The sequence below is a fragment of the Endozoicomonas montiporae CL-33 genome, assembly GCF_001583435.1.
GTDB lineage: Bacteria > Pseudomonadota > Gammaproteobacteria > Pseudomonadales > Endozoicomonadaceae > Endozoicomonas_A > Endozoicomonas_A montiporae.
Genome location: NZ_CP013251.1, coordinates 3,355,156 through 3,370,083 on the forward strand (window position 1 = coordinate 3,355,156; position 14,928 = coordinate 3,370,083).

11 protein-coding genes are annotated in these 14,928 nt (G+C 49.5%); 4 read left to right on the top strand and 7 right to left on the bottom strand.

Annotated features, from left to right (window positions below):
* Positions 1-218 precede the first annotated feature (218 nt).
* From EZMO1_RS15310 to EZMO1_RS15330, 5 genes are all read right to left on the bottom strand, one after another.
* A complete protein-coding gene (locus EZMO1_RS15310) occupies positions 219-1,595 on the bottom strand; it encodes a DUF1329 domain-containing protein (RefSeq protein ID WP_051789226.1) in 1,377 nt (458 codons plus the stop codon).
* Between the two features lie 23 nt (positions 1,596-1,618).
* Positions 1,619-3,706, bottom strand: a complete 2,088-nt coding sequence (locus tag EZMO1_RS15315) for a DUF1302 domain-containing protein (RefSeq protein WP_082211542.1) — start codon at positions 3,704-3,706, stop codon at positions 1,619-1,621.
* Between the two features lie 156 nt (positions 3,707-3,862).
* On the bottom strand, positions 3,863-6,493 hold the full coding sequence (gene pepN / locus EZMO1_RS15320; RefSeq protein ID WP_034872468.1) for an aminopeptidase N: 2,631 nt from the start codon (positions 6,491-6,493) through the stop codon (positions 3,863-3,865).
* Between the two features lie 135 nt (positions 6,494-6,628).
* Positions 6,629-7,444 (bottom strand): DUF2797 domain-containing protein, encoded by an 816-nt coding sequence (locus EZMO1_RS15325; protein WP_034873400.1) that lies wholly within the window; start codon positions 7,442-7,444, stop codon positions 6,629-6,631.
* Positions 7,445-7,535: 91 nt separating this feature from the next.
* Positions 7,536-7,802: a YeaC family protein gene (locus EZMO1_RS15330; protein ID WP_034872466.1), complete on the bottom strand. Its 267-nt coding sequence runs from the start codon at positions 7,800-7,802 to the stop codon at positions 7,536-7,538.
* 123 nt (positions 7,803-7,925) lie between these two features.
* On the opposite strand from EZMO1_RS15330, the gene EZMO1_RS15335 reads away from it, so the two are divergent.
* Positions 7,926-9,698, top strand: coding sequence for a trans-sulfuration enzyme family protein (locus EZMO1_RS15335; RefSeq protein WP_034872465.1), 1,773 nt, complete (start codon positions 7,926-7,928; stop codon positions 9,696-9,698).
* 56 nt (positions 9,699-9,754) lie between these two features.
* On the opposite strand, the gene EZMO1_RS15340 is transcribed toward EZMO1_RS15335, so the two are convergent.
* Together EZMO1_RS15340 and EZMO1_RS15345 are read right to left on the bottom strand one after the other, a co-directional pair.
* Positions 9,755-10,633 carry a rhomboid family intramembrane serine protease gene (locus tag EZMO1_RS15340; RefSeq protein ID WP_051789225.1) on the bottom strand — a complete coding sequence of 293 codons (879 nt, stop codon included), beginning with the start codon at positions 10,631-10,633 and terminating at the stop codon, positions 9,755-9,757.
* 66 nt (positions 10,634-10,699) lie between these two features.
* Positions 10,700-11,593, bottom strand: coding sequence for an NAD(+) kinase (locus EZMO1_RS15345; RefSeq protein WP_034872463.1), 894 nt, complete (start codon positions 11,591-11,593; stop codon positions 10,700-10,702).
* A gap of 199 nt (positions 11,594-11,792) precedes the next feature.
* Here EZMO1_RS15345 and EZMO1_RS15350 point away from each other — a divergent pair, with 199 nt between their 5' ends.
* From EZMO1_RS15350 to EZMO1_RS15360, 3 genes are read left to right on the top strand one after another with little or no spacing between them, the layout of a single operon-like run.
* Positions 11,793-12,872 (top strand): SbmA/BacA-like family transporter, encoded by a 1,080-nt coding sequence (locus EZMO1_RS15350; protein ID WP_034872462.1) that lies wholly within the window; start codon positions 11,793-11,795, stop codon positions 12,870-12,872.
* 17 nt (positions 12,873-12,889) lie between these two features.
* Complete coding sequence (locus tag EZMO1_RS15355) at positions 12,890-13,876, top strand: DUF1853 family protein (protein ID WP_034872460.1); 987 nt, start codon at positions 12,890-12,892, stop codon at positions 13,874-13,876.
* A gap of 45 nt (positions 13,877-13,921) precedes the next feature.
* Entirely contained in the window at positions 13,922-14,506 is a 585-nt protein-coding gene (locus EZMO1_RS15360; protein ID WP_082211541.1) for a DUF2780 domain-containing protein, read from the top strand.
* The last annotated feature ends 422 nt before the right edge of the window (positions 14,507-14,928 follow it).

Consider the following 14,928-nt stretch of genomic DNA (forward strand, 5'->3'; position numbering starts at 1 on the left):
ACAATAAAACAAAATATATTTTCTGCTGTTACCATTTTTTCATCCTTTTGGAGGATAAAAAACAGCATGAAAAAATGGTAGCAAACCGTCTATACCCGTTTCCATTGGAGATGTGGGTAGGCGGCAAACGAGCGAAGCCCCATGAGCCTACGAGTAGTAGGTGATTGGGGTGAGTGAGAGCAGCCAACACCCCCACATCTTCAAGGGGAATGGGTATATCAGCGTCGCCCACGCCGACGCAGAGCAGAAGGCTTAAAGTACTTTAAATCCGGTATAGCCTTTTCAAAATTGACATACTGCGCCTCTTCATTGGCCAGTCCCTGGGCATGATAACGGCGGGAACGCAGATCATGATAAACATCCAGCCCGGTCCAGACCGTTGGCCGGTCGTAGTAATTAATCAGGTAAGCCATACTGTTACGCCATAGCTCTCCCCGCCCGTCGTACTGGTCAACAACGGCCGCTCCCCAGCTGTCCTCGTCCAGATGCAACACCCGCTTTGAATAGACATGACGGGCACCGGGCTTCAATGTGCCCTCGACTACCCAGACACGGTGCAATTCATAACGGGTATACTCGGGATTTACATGCCCAATCGTCAGCAGGTCGTCGTATGTCACATCCGGGCTGATCAACCGGTAATTATGGTAAGGAATATAAATCTCTTTCTTGCCCAGAAGCTTCCATTCATAACGGTTGGGTGCGCCGTTATACATGTCGGTATCATCAGCCGTACGCAGACCATCCGATGAAGCAATAGGTGTGTCATAAGCCAGATTCGGAGCCCTGCGCACCCTTCGCTGTCCGGCATTATAACCCCATGCCTGCCGTGGCTGTTGCACCTGATCCAGTGTCTCGTAAATCAGAACAGCTCCACCTGCCAGACGCGCAGGCGAACGGGTGAAAGACAGGTAGTAAAAGATAATATTGTCCAGAGTGGCTTCAGAACCTCCGGGCAAGTTGTAATTAATCAACGCTTCCTGCTGCGACGTTGACAGTGAATAACTGCCATTGCGCTGCACTGCCACTTCCGACGCACGTCGTACGACATACTCGCCACGGTAGCGGACAATATGGTTCCACAATGCTTCCAGACCGTTCTGTGGAATCGGGAAAGGGTAAGCATCATAAGCACCGGAAAAACCATTCCCCCCTGATAACAGCTGTGCACTGGTGGCTGCTTTACGGGTATTGTTGTAAATCCGGTCCGGCTGACGAGCCGTTCTACGGGTTTGGTAAACTGGCATTTTGAAGGTGTCAGGATAAGCCTCAAACAGTGCCACCTGTCCTGCAGTCAGTTTGTCTTTGTACTGGCCTACATTACTCGCAGTGATAGTAAACAGCGGTTTATCATCGGAAAAAGGGTTCAGGTAGTGACTACCCGACTGAAAGCCTTTGGGTATCTCTGCTTCTTTAATACCACCATTCCATGCCGGTATGCTGCCATCCTTATTGCCTGCTTTTTCAGCACCAATCGGAGTGAGATCCTTGCCCAGACGCTGGGCTTCAGACTGTGACACTGCAGCCTTCAGCTGACAGCTGGCCGCGACCAGTATTGAGCAGACGAAAAAAGCAAAACTCTTGTTTGTATTCATTATTGTGTCCTGCATTCCGTCGCTTAAAAAGAATACTTCACATTGAAGGCAACATTATCCCTGTCGTGTAAGGCATTGGTTCGCTCAGAACCAAAGAACGTGGTGTAGACAAGCCCGGCTTCCACGGTATTCAGATAGATTGCCCGCAGAGCCACGGTAACCGCTTTGCGGTCCTCCAGAAAGTTACCTGTCAGTCTGGAGTTACCTTCGACATCATGCTTGAAGGTCAGCACCGGATTGAAATTGATCCCGGCAATCACGTCGTTCAGCTCTCCAGACAGCACTGCCGTGTACCCCCAGCTGAGTTTGTCGAGACGGTCGCTCGCCGGATGGTAGTCATCAGCAAATCCTTTCCCATAGGGGCCGGAAGCTGTTGAGACATACTTATCATAATCATCCAGTCCCTGGATTAATTCGAAAGACGGTTCCAGAATTCCATATAACCCATCAAATCCAAAAGACGGTCCAAAGTTACGAATGAATACCAGAGAGCCTGTCCACAGTTTTACTTCCTTATAATTTTGGTACGGCCCGCTGCTCAGGCAATACTGTCTGTCTTGATTGGCCTGTGACAGATCGGTAAAACACTCCAGTGCAGGGCTACGTACTGACCCGAGAATATTGGGCATATTATCATTAACACCATCAATCAGATCATCAGGGTGATCAATCCACATCGGTGCATTCGGACGATAAGCCAACTCACCACCAATGGAAGTGTTTCCTACCGCAGTATTAAAACTAATACCGTACATCCGGATATCTTCCGGATAAACCCGGGTTGCTGACATGCCATTGGATATAACATGAGCACTAGCAGCAACGCCCTGAATATACCTATTGCAGCTTGGGGTATCAGTACATAACGGTTTATCTGGATTAGCAGCAATCAGTAAATCCTGTAGCGTTGCTCCACCAGAATCCGGAACCAACTCTCCGAGTGCCGCACTCAGGTTTGCAGCATTTGCACTGGCTAAGTCAAGAGACCTTTGGACAACGGATTGATCAAGCTGAGCCTGAATAAAAGGAACGTGGGAATTGTAATTAACGAAATAAAAACCAAACTCGGTGTCATTCATTTCTTCGGCGTAGTATTTAAAATTGATACCCCACTGTCCGTTATCGCTGGCATCCTTTTCTGTAGAAGTATCCGCCGCAATAATGTAGTCACCATGAGTGTTAATCGCCATATCACCATAGAGGCTTCTCGCATTCGCTAAACCATAAATACCGGATATCCGGTTCAAGCTGTCTGGAATCTGGTTATAGCCCTTGGTTCCCCCATCAGTAAACAAATCATTCGTACTGAAGAATGTTCCACGCCCCGGAGTGACAGAGTTTTCCCACTCAAACTGGTAATAGGCTGCCATGGACAGGTTATCCGTGATACCCAGCCGGAAAGACAGAGCGTTCTGGGGAATCAGCAAATCCTTCACTTCCGAGCCGGGCAGGGCAAAGGACGCTCCGTCCAGGGCATTGACGGTATTAATACCATCGCGATAAAAAATGCCTTCACCCCAGTTGATCACCTGCTTGCCAAAGCGCACATCCAGTGGCATCTCACCCACATCCCAGGCTCCGTAAACATAGGCATCCTGAATTTTGGCGTCGTGTCCCTGTCCATCCAGCACATCTTTCGACCAGTCATCGCCGTAAGGATACGTGTTGGTCTGATCCGGCGAACGTCCCTGATTGGCTTTCAGCCAGTTATTACTGCGATCCATCATCTGGGTGTCATAGAAGGCAGTACCACGAATAAACAGTCCATACTGGTCTTCCCAGTCCACTTCAAGGTCGGCGGAGACTCTGAAGATTTGCGACACAAGCCCGGTGTCGTACGCCCGGTTGCCGTCGTTGGTATTCACATCATCATGGTCAGCGGTTGAACTACCGTCATAATGTTTCAAGTCCTGCCCCTGCACCCGCCACATCGTGCCATACGATAACGTGGTGTCCAGAGCGCCGGTTATGGAGCCCGAATCATCGGAAAATTCAAGGGAATAAGAAGGAAAGGCAAGTAAGAGTCCGACCAGCGAAAAGCCAACCTGAGCGGGGGCTATACGCAAAGCCGGTAAGCGTCCGGGCATCATCGTTTGCTGACTCCCTGTCATGTGCGTTTATTTTTATTATGTTTTTTGTGTTGGTTACAGCTACCCCGTTTTTTTTACCGCTACATCGCATACGCTGGCACAGAAACAATCCTCTTCTTCTGTGCCAGACCTCAGCGTCTACTATTTAATCAGCAAATGCAAGCTTGATACAACGATCTACAAGCTCTTATTAACTACTTCATAAACGTCCGTGGACAAATTATGCACTGCTTTGATTCGCTCCAGTGCATTTTTCATTAAGCCACTGGTCACCGGTTCGAATTTCTTCCAGCGTGTTAATGGCGTCATGATTCGGGAAGCCACCTGCGGGTTTTGCTTGTCCAGTTCGATCACCCGGTCAGCAAGAAACTCATAACCTGTGCCACCGGCCGTATGGAAATGGGTCATATTACGGGTAAAACCACCGATCAGAGAACGAAGCTTATTCGGACTGGTCGAGTCAAAACTGTCGTGTTGCATCAGAGCCTTAACCTTCTCAACCGTCCCCAGCTCGGCACTGGATGACTGCACTGCAAACCAGTCGTCCATCACATTGGAATTGCCTTTGTAACGATCGTAGAAATCCGTCAGTAGTCTTTCCACCAGCGCTTCATCACGATAATGAGCATCGATGACACAACCCAGAGCTGCCCGGCGATCGGTCATATTAGACGCATCATCATATTGTTTTGCCGCCAGCTGCACACACTCCGCTTCATTCACTGCCGACAGGTAACCCAGACAAACATTCTTTAAAGTGCGCTCGGCAATATCCGCAGCCTCCGGCTTATACACTCGTTCGTGATTCAGCTCGTTATATAGGGCTTGTAGTGCGTCTTTATGGGCGACTGCAATCGCCTGTTTCACTTTTTTACGGGCAGCCACAATGGCAAGAGGCTGAATCACATCAGCCTGTTCTGCCAGACTGGCTTCACTGGGCAGGCACAGCATTTCAGCTTTCACTGCCTTATCCATTGCCGCATCAGCAATGACAGCACCAAACGCATCCACCAGCTGAGGATCAACCGCCTGTTGCGGTTGCTCAACCAACTGCTCAATGGCCGCTACACCCAGACGCTGACAGGCATCCCAGCGATTGAAGCTGTCAGTGTCGTGTTTCATCAAAAACACCAGATCGTCTTTACTGTAGTCGTAGCGAACCCGCACCGGAGCCGAGAAGTTACGCAGCAGAGAAGGCAAAGGCTTACTCTTGCAGCCTTTGACGACAAACGTCTCTTCCGACTGTTTGATGGACAAGACCTGTTCTTTGTCACCTGCTGCATTCAGCGGTAGCAATTGACCCTGTTCATCCAGCAATGCAATACCCACCGGAATATGGAACGGCTTTTTCTGTTCCTGTCCCGGTGTCGCCGGACAGCTTTGGGCAATGGTCAGATGATAATCACCCGACTCTGCATCATACTTGTCCGTCACCGTCATCACCGGCGTACCCGCCTGACTGTACCAGTGTCGGAACTGGGTCAGATCCACACCGGAAGCGTCCTCCATGGCTTTTACAAAGTCCTCACAGGTGGCGGCTTCACCGTCATGACGATCAAAATACAGGTCAGTGCCTTTTCGGAACTGACCGGCACCCAGAATCGTGTGAATCATCCGAACCACTTCACAGCCTTTCTCATAAACCGTCAGGGTGTAGAAGTTGGAAATTTCAATAAACGACTCTGGACGGATCGGGTGCGCCATTGGCCCTGCATCTTCAGCAAACTGTGCCGTACGCAACAACGAAGCATCCTGAATCCGCTTTACGCCCCGGGAGTTCATATCCGCAGAGAATTCAGCATCCCGGAAAACGGTAAAGCCTTCTTTCAAACTCAGCTGGAACCAGTCCCGACAGGTGACCCGATTACCCGACCAGTTGTGGAAATACTCATGGGCAACAATGGCTTCAATGCGCTGATACGTGGCATCGGTGGCTGTTTCAGGACTGGCGAGAACACAGGACGAGTTGAAAATATTCAGGCCCTTGTTTTCCATAGCGCCCATATTGAAATGATCCACCGCCACAATCATAAAGATATCCAGATCGTATTCCCGACCATACACCTCTTCATCCCACCGCATGGACTTTTTCAGGGAAACCATGGCGTGATCGCATTTATGGATATTATGGGACTCGGTGAAAATCTTCAGCGTGACATCACGGCCGCTCATTGTGGTGAAGCGGTCTTCAATACACTCCAGATCGCCCGCTACCAGTGCAAACAGATAGCTTGGTTTTTTAAACGGATCTTCCCAGGTGACATAATGGCGATCGTTCTCAAGTTCGCCTTTATCAATGGCATTACCGTTTGCCAACAGCACCGGATAACGCGCCTGACTGGCAATGACTTTGGTGGTGAACACCGACATCACATCGGGCCGATCAAGGTAATAGGTTATCTTGCGGAAACCTTCGGCTTCACACTGGGTACAGAACATGCCGTTGGATTTATACAAACCTTCCAGCGACGTATTTTCCTGAGGCCGAATGCGGGTCACAACCTGCAACTCAAACGTAGGCTGCTTAACCGATACAATCAGAGTTCCTTTAGCCAGTTGATACTGATCGCCTTCCAGCTCTTCCCCATCCCGATGCAGACTGACCAGATCCAGTTCTTCACCGTGGAGCGTCAGGGCAGGCAAAGTGCCTGACTCAAACTCTTTTTCTCCATTGAGTCGCATCTGCAAAACCGACGTCACCAGCGCATAGTCTTCGTGCAAATCGAAGGTGAGATGAGTGGTATCAATCCAGTAGTCAGGCGCCTGATAATCTTTCAGATAAATCGTGCGGGGCTGTGCGTCTTTCATCGTTTATTCCTGCTAATTCTTAACTTATACCCATTGGATTTGAAAATGTGGGTAGGCGGCAATCGAACGAAGCCCCGTGAGCCTACGAATAGTAGGTGATCGGGGTGAGTGCGAGCAGCCAACACCCCCACATCTTCAAAGGCGATGGGTATAATCGTAAGTCGTGACACTGACCTGGTAGGATGTGTGCTTGCGGATATTCAGTACACCGGTGTCCAGTATCAGATACTGGCCTTTAATACCCTGCAGCACGCCCTCTACAGAAGGTGTTTTATCAAACGACAATGAAGTAACTTTGGTCGGATAGTGCTCCACAGGATAGTGGATATTCACCACTTCCGGATTCTCAACCGGCTGAATCGCCTGCAGACCAAACTGCTCCTGCAACGCAGCAATACGGGAACGGTTCATATCCATCAGCTCCTGCGCCGATGTCAGCAGATCCAGTGGTTCGGCACTGCCTTTGAGCATGGCTCGCCAGTTAGTGCGATCGGCAACAAACGCTTTAAACACCGTTTCCAGTAAACCGGACTGCTGTCGGGTTGCCACGCGCATAAACGGCAATGCCTGTGTAGCACCCTGATCAATCCAGCGGGTAGGAATCTGGGTCGCCCGGGTAATACCAACCTTCAAACCGGAGGAGTTCGCCAGATAGACCACATGGTCGGTCATACAGAACTGTTCGCCCCACTTTGCATCCCGACAGGTGCCCTGATGAAAGTGGCACTTTTCCGGACTCATAATGCAGGTATCGCACTGTGGCAGTTTCTTAAAGCAGGGGTAGCAATAACCCTGACTGAAACTTTTTTTGGTTTTGCGTCCACAATGGCAGCAGTTGATTTCACCCTGATAGTCCAGAACGATTTTTTTCCCAATCAGTTCATTCATGGCGACCTGTTGATCGCCGACCGGCAGATGATAAACGACGCTATCCTGTAATTCGGAGACCATTTTTTTCAGGTTTCCGGTCACTGGTTCATTGATCCCTAATACTTCATTTGGCACTGGCAGGCTCTCTCTTTAATCCTGTTTAGCTGGCTGCTCAGCTGTCTTTGAAACGCAAAATGCTGGCAGCCTCTTCCTCTGTTTCTGCCGGTTTCCGGCTGCTTTTGCAACCCACCGGCATATAGCCTATGCGCTGATCTTCCGGCAAATGCTCAAACTCCCAGGCAATCAATGCCTGCAGGCTGGCTTCACGTTCCTGCTCCGACATCTGCCGGCCATCCGGCCAGCGACCCAGTTCAACCGACTGTTTTAATACCTGATAAAGATCAGGGTTCATTATTTCAAGAAAGTCCGTTAACTGCATGTTGACCTCTTATTATTAACTTGTCTTGTCAGCCAGACGGTTTGATGTAAAGCTGATTCATAGAAAAGCGGTATTGGAACACCATCACTTAATAATGCTAATGGCTACCGTCAGGGAGCTCCAATGACAACAAACCCTTCTGTTACGCAACAATCTGTTATGCAACAATTGTCGCCGGTTCGAAATACAACCCGGTTTCAGGATGCGCCCGATCTGGCCAGAGAACAGTTACAGCACTTTGGTATAGAGCCCGATTCGGAATACGGTCAGGCTTTGCTAGACGCAAGCACTCATCTGTACCAGACCTTCAGCGAGCTGAATCAGGTCGATGCGCTGAGTAGCACCCTCGACAGTTTGCCACAAACCGACCGGATCAGTTACTTCAACGCGAAAAAATTCCTCTGTTTTCAACTCGCCAAACTGATTGATACCCTGCAGCCCAGCCTCAGAGCCAGTTATCAGGCTTTGAATATGAACGTCAGCAGCCGCGCCGTCAAAGGTGACTACCCATTATTCGCCAATGTCGGAGCGCTGTTTTCCGCTACTCCGGCCATCGTTCGAACGGCAACCTATTTGTACGCTTGTACAGAATGGGTCGAGGACGCTTTCAAAGGCATGGAAAGCACCCATCCGATTTATTCCCGCCTGCTGAACCCGACCTCTATTTCACTCTCGAATACCATTGTCGCACTGGAAGCCGGAAAGTACGCCGCAGACTACATGGCATGGAACTTTAACAGCGGCATGGCTGCCATCGACGCGCTGCTCAGCAACCAGCTGCGTCATGGGGATATTCTGCTGGCATCGCGTAATGTGTACGGTGGCACGTTCCAGTTGTTGAACGATTTTTACGCCAGAACGGATCGTCTGGATATTCAACTGGAATGGTTTGACGGCTACTCCGGTGATGAGTTCGCTGAACGAATGGAAGCCGTTCGCAGCCAGCACCAGCACGCACTGGACAATGGTAAGCGTCTGTTTGTCTACCTGGAATCCCCCTGCAACCCCCATGGCTATGTGCTGGATGTGCCGGAAATCTGCCGAATCAGTCATCAGCACGATCATCTTGTCATGCTGGACTCGACACTGGCCACGCCCTTCCTGAGCCGTCCACTGCGCCATTCCGACAAAGCTTGTCGTCCCGACTGGGTGATTCACAGCTACACAAAGGATATTTCCGGCGGTGGCTCAACTACGGCAGGCGGAGTCATAGGAGCATCGTTCCGGATGTTTCTTCCCAAAGGGCAACAGCATAACGGTGTGAACTGGGATCAAACCCTGTTCTGGGATGTGTACTACATCAAAGGGGCCTTTCTGGATGCGGATAAGGCCATCGAGGTCATCAATGGTATAAAAACCCTTGAAAACCGAATGCTGAATAAATGCATCAATACACTGGTCTTTTCCGAGTTTCTCAACAGTCATCCGATGATTAACGTCAACAGCCATGGTCTGAAAGATCACCCGAACCGGGCGTTATGCGAAAAGAACCTCTATCTCGGGCTGCCCAGCCCCCTGTTCAGTATCGATATGGAACAGGCAAAGCTACCCAGAGGCACGTTTGTTCGTTTCTTTGATGCGCTAGAACCTGTCTTTGGGCATATGGTCAGCCTGGGTCAAAGCAATACTTTGGTGCTCTGCCCGGCGTTAACCTCCCACTCCGAACTGGACGAACAGGCTCAGAGCGAAGCACACATTCATCTCACCACGATTCGTATTGCCATGGGCGATGAAAACCCCAGAGACCTGATTGATCATTTCAGGGACTGTGCAAGGCTGCATATTGATCCGGCACTGCCTGACTTTTCCAGTCAGTTTATGCCTGCCGAAAAAGTGGAAACATTAATCAGAAGTGTGCACCTGTCGGTGCATGAAGAACATTTGAAACATCAGTAAACAATGAATATTTCTTGTCGGCTGGGGCAGGCAATGCCCCCAACCCACAAGCATTTTCAGGTATCCGAGCCTACAGGCTTACGCAAGAATATTCCTGCCAAGGCACCAATCAACAGCCCTGAAACCAGTCCGCCGGAATGCGCCGCATTGGCCATATTCCCGAAGCCAATGGCACCCAGAATGCCGGTATAACCAATGGCCAGCCAGACCAGCATAAAGACGTAAATGGCCGGAGGAATACCAAACTGACAGCGCGGATCAATTTTCTCACGAGCCAGACAATAGCCCAGAAAACCATAAATCACGCCGGAAAAACCGCCAAAGATAGTGGTGTCACCACCAAACAGATACTGGGCAAAGTTCGACAGTAACCCGGTGACAACGACGATACCAAACAGGTGTACCCCACCCTGACGAAATTCGATACGACGTCCAAGATCAAACAGCCAGAGCATATTGAACGCCAGATGCAAAATACCAAAATGCAGAAAAATCGGACTGAGCAAACGCCAGTATTCACCGGAATCCAGAGTGTGGGCAAGACTGGCGAAATAAGCGTATTGTCCACTCACTTTGATTTTGACAAAGGTGAAATGACTCACCATGGCAATGTTTTCACCCAGCTGCGTGAATACCGCCACGACCAGACAGGCGACCAGAAACAGCATGGTGATCGGAAAACGACGCCAGGGAATGCTTTTGAACATTCCTCCGACATTCACACCGCGCCGTTCGGGTGCTTGCTCCAGCTGCAAAAGGCCGGCGTCCCAGTCGCTGTAAACCTGCTTAACCACTTCACCCTGTTCTTCACTGGCTGTCCAGATAACCAGCTGCCCGGCTTCTTCCGTAATTTTATGTGGCAACCCCTGCCGGTATAAAAAATACGACAGAGAACTTAAATCTTTATCTCCTGGTATAACCAGAGCCCTGTACATAATCTTCTCTTGCTATTCAATGAAAAAACCCACTGAAGACAGTGGGCTACTACTTTTTACTGCGTTTTATTCTTCATCCACCGTTATTTCATGAGGATGCCAGCGCAACTTGGAGCGACAACCTTCATAAAAATCGTGGTTGACCGGATGCAGAAGTTTCAACAGTTCAGGCTTTTTCCGGATAGAAATAATGTCACCCGGCTGCAGCTGAATCTCCACCTGACCGTCACAACTGATAACCGGGTGAATAGTATTGTCCGGATGCACCACCAGCTGCATCTCACTGTTACCATCCACCACCAGCGGGCGGTTGGTCAGCATATGAGGGTACATAGGCACCAGTACAATGGCATCCAGCTTGGGGTGCATGATGGGGCCGCCCCCTGAAAGCGCATAAGCCGTGGAGCCGGTGGGCGTGGCAATAATCAACCCGTCCGAACGCTGGCGATAAACAAACTGGTTATCAATAGACAGTTCAAATTCAATAATGCGGGTCGATTGCCCCGGATGCAGTACCACATCGTTAAGAGCATCGGCTTCACCAATCACTTTACCATCACGGGTAACACTGACATCCAGAAGAAAGCGGTGCACAAGCCGGTTCTTTCCTCTTAATATTTCGTCAAGCTGCGGTTCCAGTTCATCGGGCAGAATGTCGGTCAGAAACCCCAGTCGGCCAAGGTTCACACCCAGCAAAGGCACACCATGGGGCACCATATCTCTGGCAGCCCCCAGCAAACTGCCATCTCCACCAATGACGATCACCAGATCGCAGCTTTGCCCCATATCTACCCGGGCACTGGTTTCAAAGGTATGACCGGGTAAAAGATAGGCAATCGATTCGTCGAGCAAAACATCAATGCCCTGCCCCTGCAGAAAGTCGGTCAGGCGTTGCAGGGTCTTTTCTATATGGGATCGTCCCTGACGACCGGTCACCCCGATACGCTTGAATGGTTCCATAGGCGTCACTTACCGTTCCAGGCCTTACGGCTGATAATCGTTCCAGACGGCAATAATAACGAATTTTTCCGCCTTATGCCTTTCCTTCCAGTGTTGGCATTAATAACTACCCACCGCTCTGAACTTTGAATCTTAAATAACGTCTATGTTTAGAAGCTGTTCACGATCTTAGAACGCCATTTACTATCAGGATGTATTGATGCTTAGAAGTTTTTTCCTGTCCAGACGCTGGGCGGTCTGGGCCTGGGGCGTGTTGGTGGTGCTACTGGCCTCCATTGCCACAGAAGTTTTTATGATGACCAAGCTAAACAGCTGGTACGGTGAAATGTGGGATATGATGCAGCTGGCTGACCCGGACAGCATCGACAAGTTCTGGAAACTGATCATCGTGTTCTGCGAGATTGTTTTTCCCTATGTTTTACTGCGGGTCACCTCCAGCTATCTGTCGCAGCACTACTGCTTCCGCTGGCGACAAGCCATGACCGAAGCCTACATGCCGTTCTGGCAGAAAGTAGAACATGATGTGGAAGGCGCTTCCCAGCGTATGCAGGAAGACCCCCAACGATTTGCCAGAGTCACGGAACAGCTGGCACTGGGGCTGTTCCGGTCAATTCTGACCCTGATCGCCTTTGTGCCTATCCTCTGGGAGCTGAGCGACAGCATTTGCGACAAGTTTACCGAATGGATGAACAGCAGCGCTTATACCGAACGCTACGACAGTCTGCCGCCCTCACTGGTCTCCATGGAATGGATGGTCAATATCCCCGGTTTTCTGCTCTGGCTGTCTGCCGGTCTGGCACTGACCGCTATTGTTATTTCCTATTTTGTGGGCATCAAGCTACCGGGGCTGGAATACAAAAACCAGAAGGTCGAAGCCCGTTTTCGGAAACGTCTGGTGTATGCCGAAGACGACAAAGCTTTTGCCGATATGCCCACCCTGCTGGAAATGATCACAGGCTTGCGCTTTAACTACTTCCGACTGTTCCTGCACTACTCGTACTTTTCCCTGTGGCAGAATTTCTTTTTCCAGTTCGTTATCATTGTCGATCTGATGGTCATCGGACCGGCAGTGATTTACGGAATTGTGTTGCTGGGTACCCTGAACATGGTGTCTCATGCGTTCAGCAGTGTCTCCGACAGTCTGTCGTACTTTACTGAAAACTGGTCAACCGTGACCGAGCTGCTCTCCATCATTAAGCGTTTGCGCGAGTTTGAGGTTAATATAGGCTTCAATCAGGCTCAAACCATTCAGGATCTGCCCTCAGGAGACCTGACTTAACGGATACCACTTTATCCATGTCACAACTGACTGACTTAACCGGTTTGCAGCTCTCAAGAGACCTGCAATGGATTCAAAACAGTCCGGTGCTTTTTAACGGGCAAAGCCACGACTGTTTTGTCTCCAGCGTGTTGCCCGAATGTCAGTCAGACCTTTTCCAGCCCGGCTACTCTCTGCCAACAGAAGCTGCCCGTCATATTACCACTGCACTGGGACAGAAACGCTGGCACCTGCTGGGCATATACTATGAAACCCTGTGGCACTATCTTCTGGATCAACATCCCGCTATACAAACCCTGGCAAGTAATCTGCAGGTACAAAAAGCAGATCGTTCAACACTGGGTGAATTTGACCTGATCTACCACTGTTTAAATACCGGCATCACTACCCACCTTGAACTGGCGGTGAAATTCTACCTTGGTATTCCCGACGCTTCCCAAAAGTCAGACGACAGTAGCTGGCATCAGTGGGTAGGACCCGGCCTGAAAGACCGGATGGATCGGAAACTCCATCGGCTTCTGAATCACCAGATCAGACTTGGACAAACGGCTGAAGGCGCTGCAGTGCTGAAATCACTCGGGGTAAACCAGCTCGTTCAAGCCATCTGTTTTCAAGGCTATCTGTTTTATCCGGTTCATGGTCACTGCCCTGCACCGGCAGATTGTAATCCAAATCACTTGCGAGGTAGCTGGATCAGCCTGTCAGCCCTGCCAGAATGGCTGGCTAAGTTTCCAACCAACCTCCTTTATTTCAGACCTGCCAAACTAAAGTGGCTGGCACCCTTTCTGGAAACACACTTTCTGGAAACACCTGGGCAGGAAAACAAACGTCAGTTAGCAGACAATCCGGTCACTCTTTGCCAGAGTCTGAAACCGCTTAACGAACCGCAACTGGTCATTGCCTGTTCAGAACAAGCCAACGGCTATCAGGAACATCATCGCTTTTTTGTGGTACCCGACAACTGGCAACAGAAGGCTGAGTTTGCCTGCGAAAAAACCGAATGAGCCGCTATTATTAATGCGGTTCTGATGTTTGAATAGGTAAATAGAATGTGTCGTACCGTTTCCTGCCTGTCGGGCTCCGCTAACCTGTTGTTAGCGATCAAACGACGTAGTTCATCTGGAATAAACAAAAGCCCGATTGCCTTCACAGGGTTGTTGCTTGTTTTCACCTTATCCATTCTGTTTCAGCCTTGTCAGGCAGACCTTATCAATAACCCTCTGGTTAAAGCAGTCAGCCAAAGCCTGAATGTGAATGATAAACAAGCAGCAGGAGGCATTGGTTCATTATTACAAATGGCGGGCAGTTCGGTGACCAGTAGGGAGTTTAACAAGCTGAAACAGGCTATTCCTGATGCCAGCGACCTGATCGCCAAGGCTCCTCCGGTTGCTACTAAAAATAGCACGTCAGGTTACTCGGATTTCAGCGAAGAAGGTCTGATGGGCAGTCTGGCACCACTCACATCTCAATTTTCAGCGCTCGGGATGGACAGCCACATGATTATGCCCATGATCAACAAGGTGCTTGATTATCTCAAAGGTAATAACAGCACAGCTGCTTTCAATATTCTCCAGTCCGCTCTGCCTTCTGACCTGATGGGCGGTGCTACAAAATCCCTGCTTAATGCCTGGTAAGTTTTGTCTGTAAATAGTTGATCACAAGACACCGGATTGCCGGAGAAAAGAATAACTCTTACCGGCAATCATGATCAAAGCCCTATCAAAAGATAACAACGAGTGAGATCAAGATAGTAAAAGCGTTTTCCCTTAACAATCAATAAGATGGATAATGATTACTATTTACCCACTATCGCTGTCTGAGTAATAATACCCAATATACTTGCTCATCTTTAAAGTCTCCATCTGGCATTCTCCGTGACCTCTTGTTATCTAATGAGAGAGTTTTCGATTTAATTGACCCAGATCCATACAATATAAATCCACTACTGATAGCGAAAATAAATAAGCACTCTCCCTTAACAAAAACGTTAAATAAACTGGGAAAAATTACAAAGAATACTGATCTGATACCTTCTATCTCATTATTTGCATGCTAC

Coding starts and splice junctions, on each gene's coding strand:
- EZMO1_RS15335 (WP_034872465.1), top strand. CDS start 7,926: ATGACAACAAACCCTTCTGTTACGCAACAATCTGTTATGCAACAATTG.
- EZMO1_RS15310 (WP_051789226.1), bottom strand. CDS start 1,595: ATGAATACAAACAAGAGTTTTGCTTTTTTCGTCTGCTCAATACTGGTC.
- EZMO1_RS15350 (WP_034872462.1), top strand. CDS start 11,793: ATGCTTAGAAGTTTTTTCCTGTCCAGACGCTGGGCGGTCTGGGCCTGG.
- EZMO1_RS15340 (WP_051789225.1), bottom strand. CDS start 10,633: ATGTACAGGGCTCTGGTTATACCAGGAGATAAAGATTTAAGTTCTCTG.
- EZMO1_RS15355 (WP_034872460.1), top strand. CDS start 12,890: ATGTCACAACTGACTGACTTAACCGGTTTGCAGCTCTCAAGAGACCTG.
- EZMO1_RS15330 (WP_034872466.1), bottom strand. CDS start 7,802: ATGCAGTTAACGGACTTTCTTGAAATAATGAACCCTGATCTTTATCAG.
- EZMO1_RS15325 (WP_034873400.1), bottom strand. CDS start 7,444: ATGGTCTCCGAATTACAGGATAGCGTCGTTTATCATCTGCCGGTCGGC.
- pepN (WP_034872468.1), bottom strand. CDS start 6,493: ATGAAAGACGCACAGCCCCGCACGATTTATCTGAAAGATTATCAGGCG.
- EZMO1_RS15315 (WP_082211542.1), bottom strand. CDS start 3,706: ATGACAGGGAGTCAGCAAACGATGATGCCCGGACGCTTACCGGCTTTG.
- EZMO1_RS15345 (WP_034872463.1), bottom strand. CDS start 11,593: ATGGAACCATTCAAGCGTATCGGGGTGACCGGTCGTCAGGGACGATCC.
- EZMO1_RS15360 (WP_082211541.1), top strand. CDS start 13,922: ATGTGTCGTACCGTTTCCTGCCTGTCGGGCTCCGCTAACCTGTTGTTA.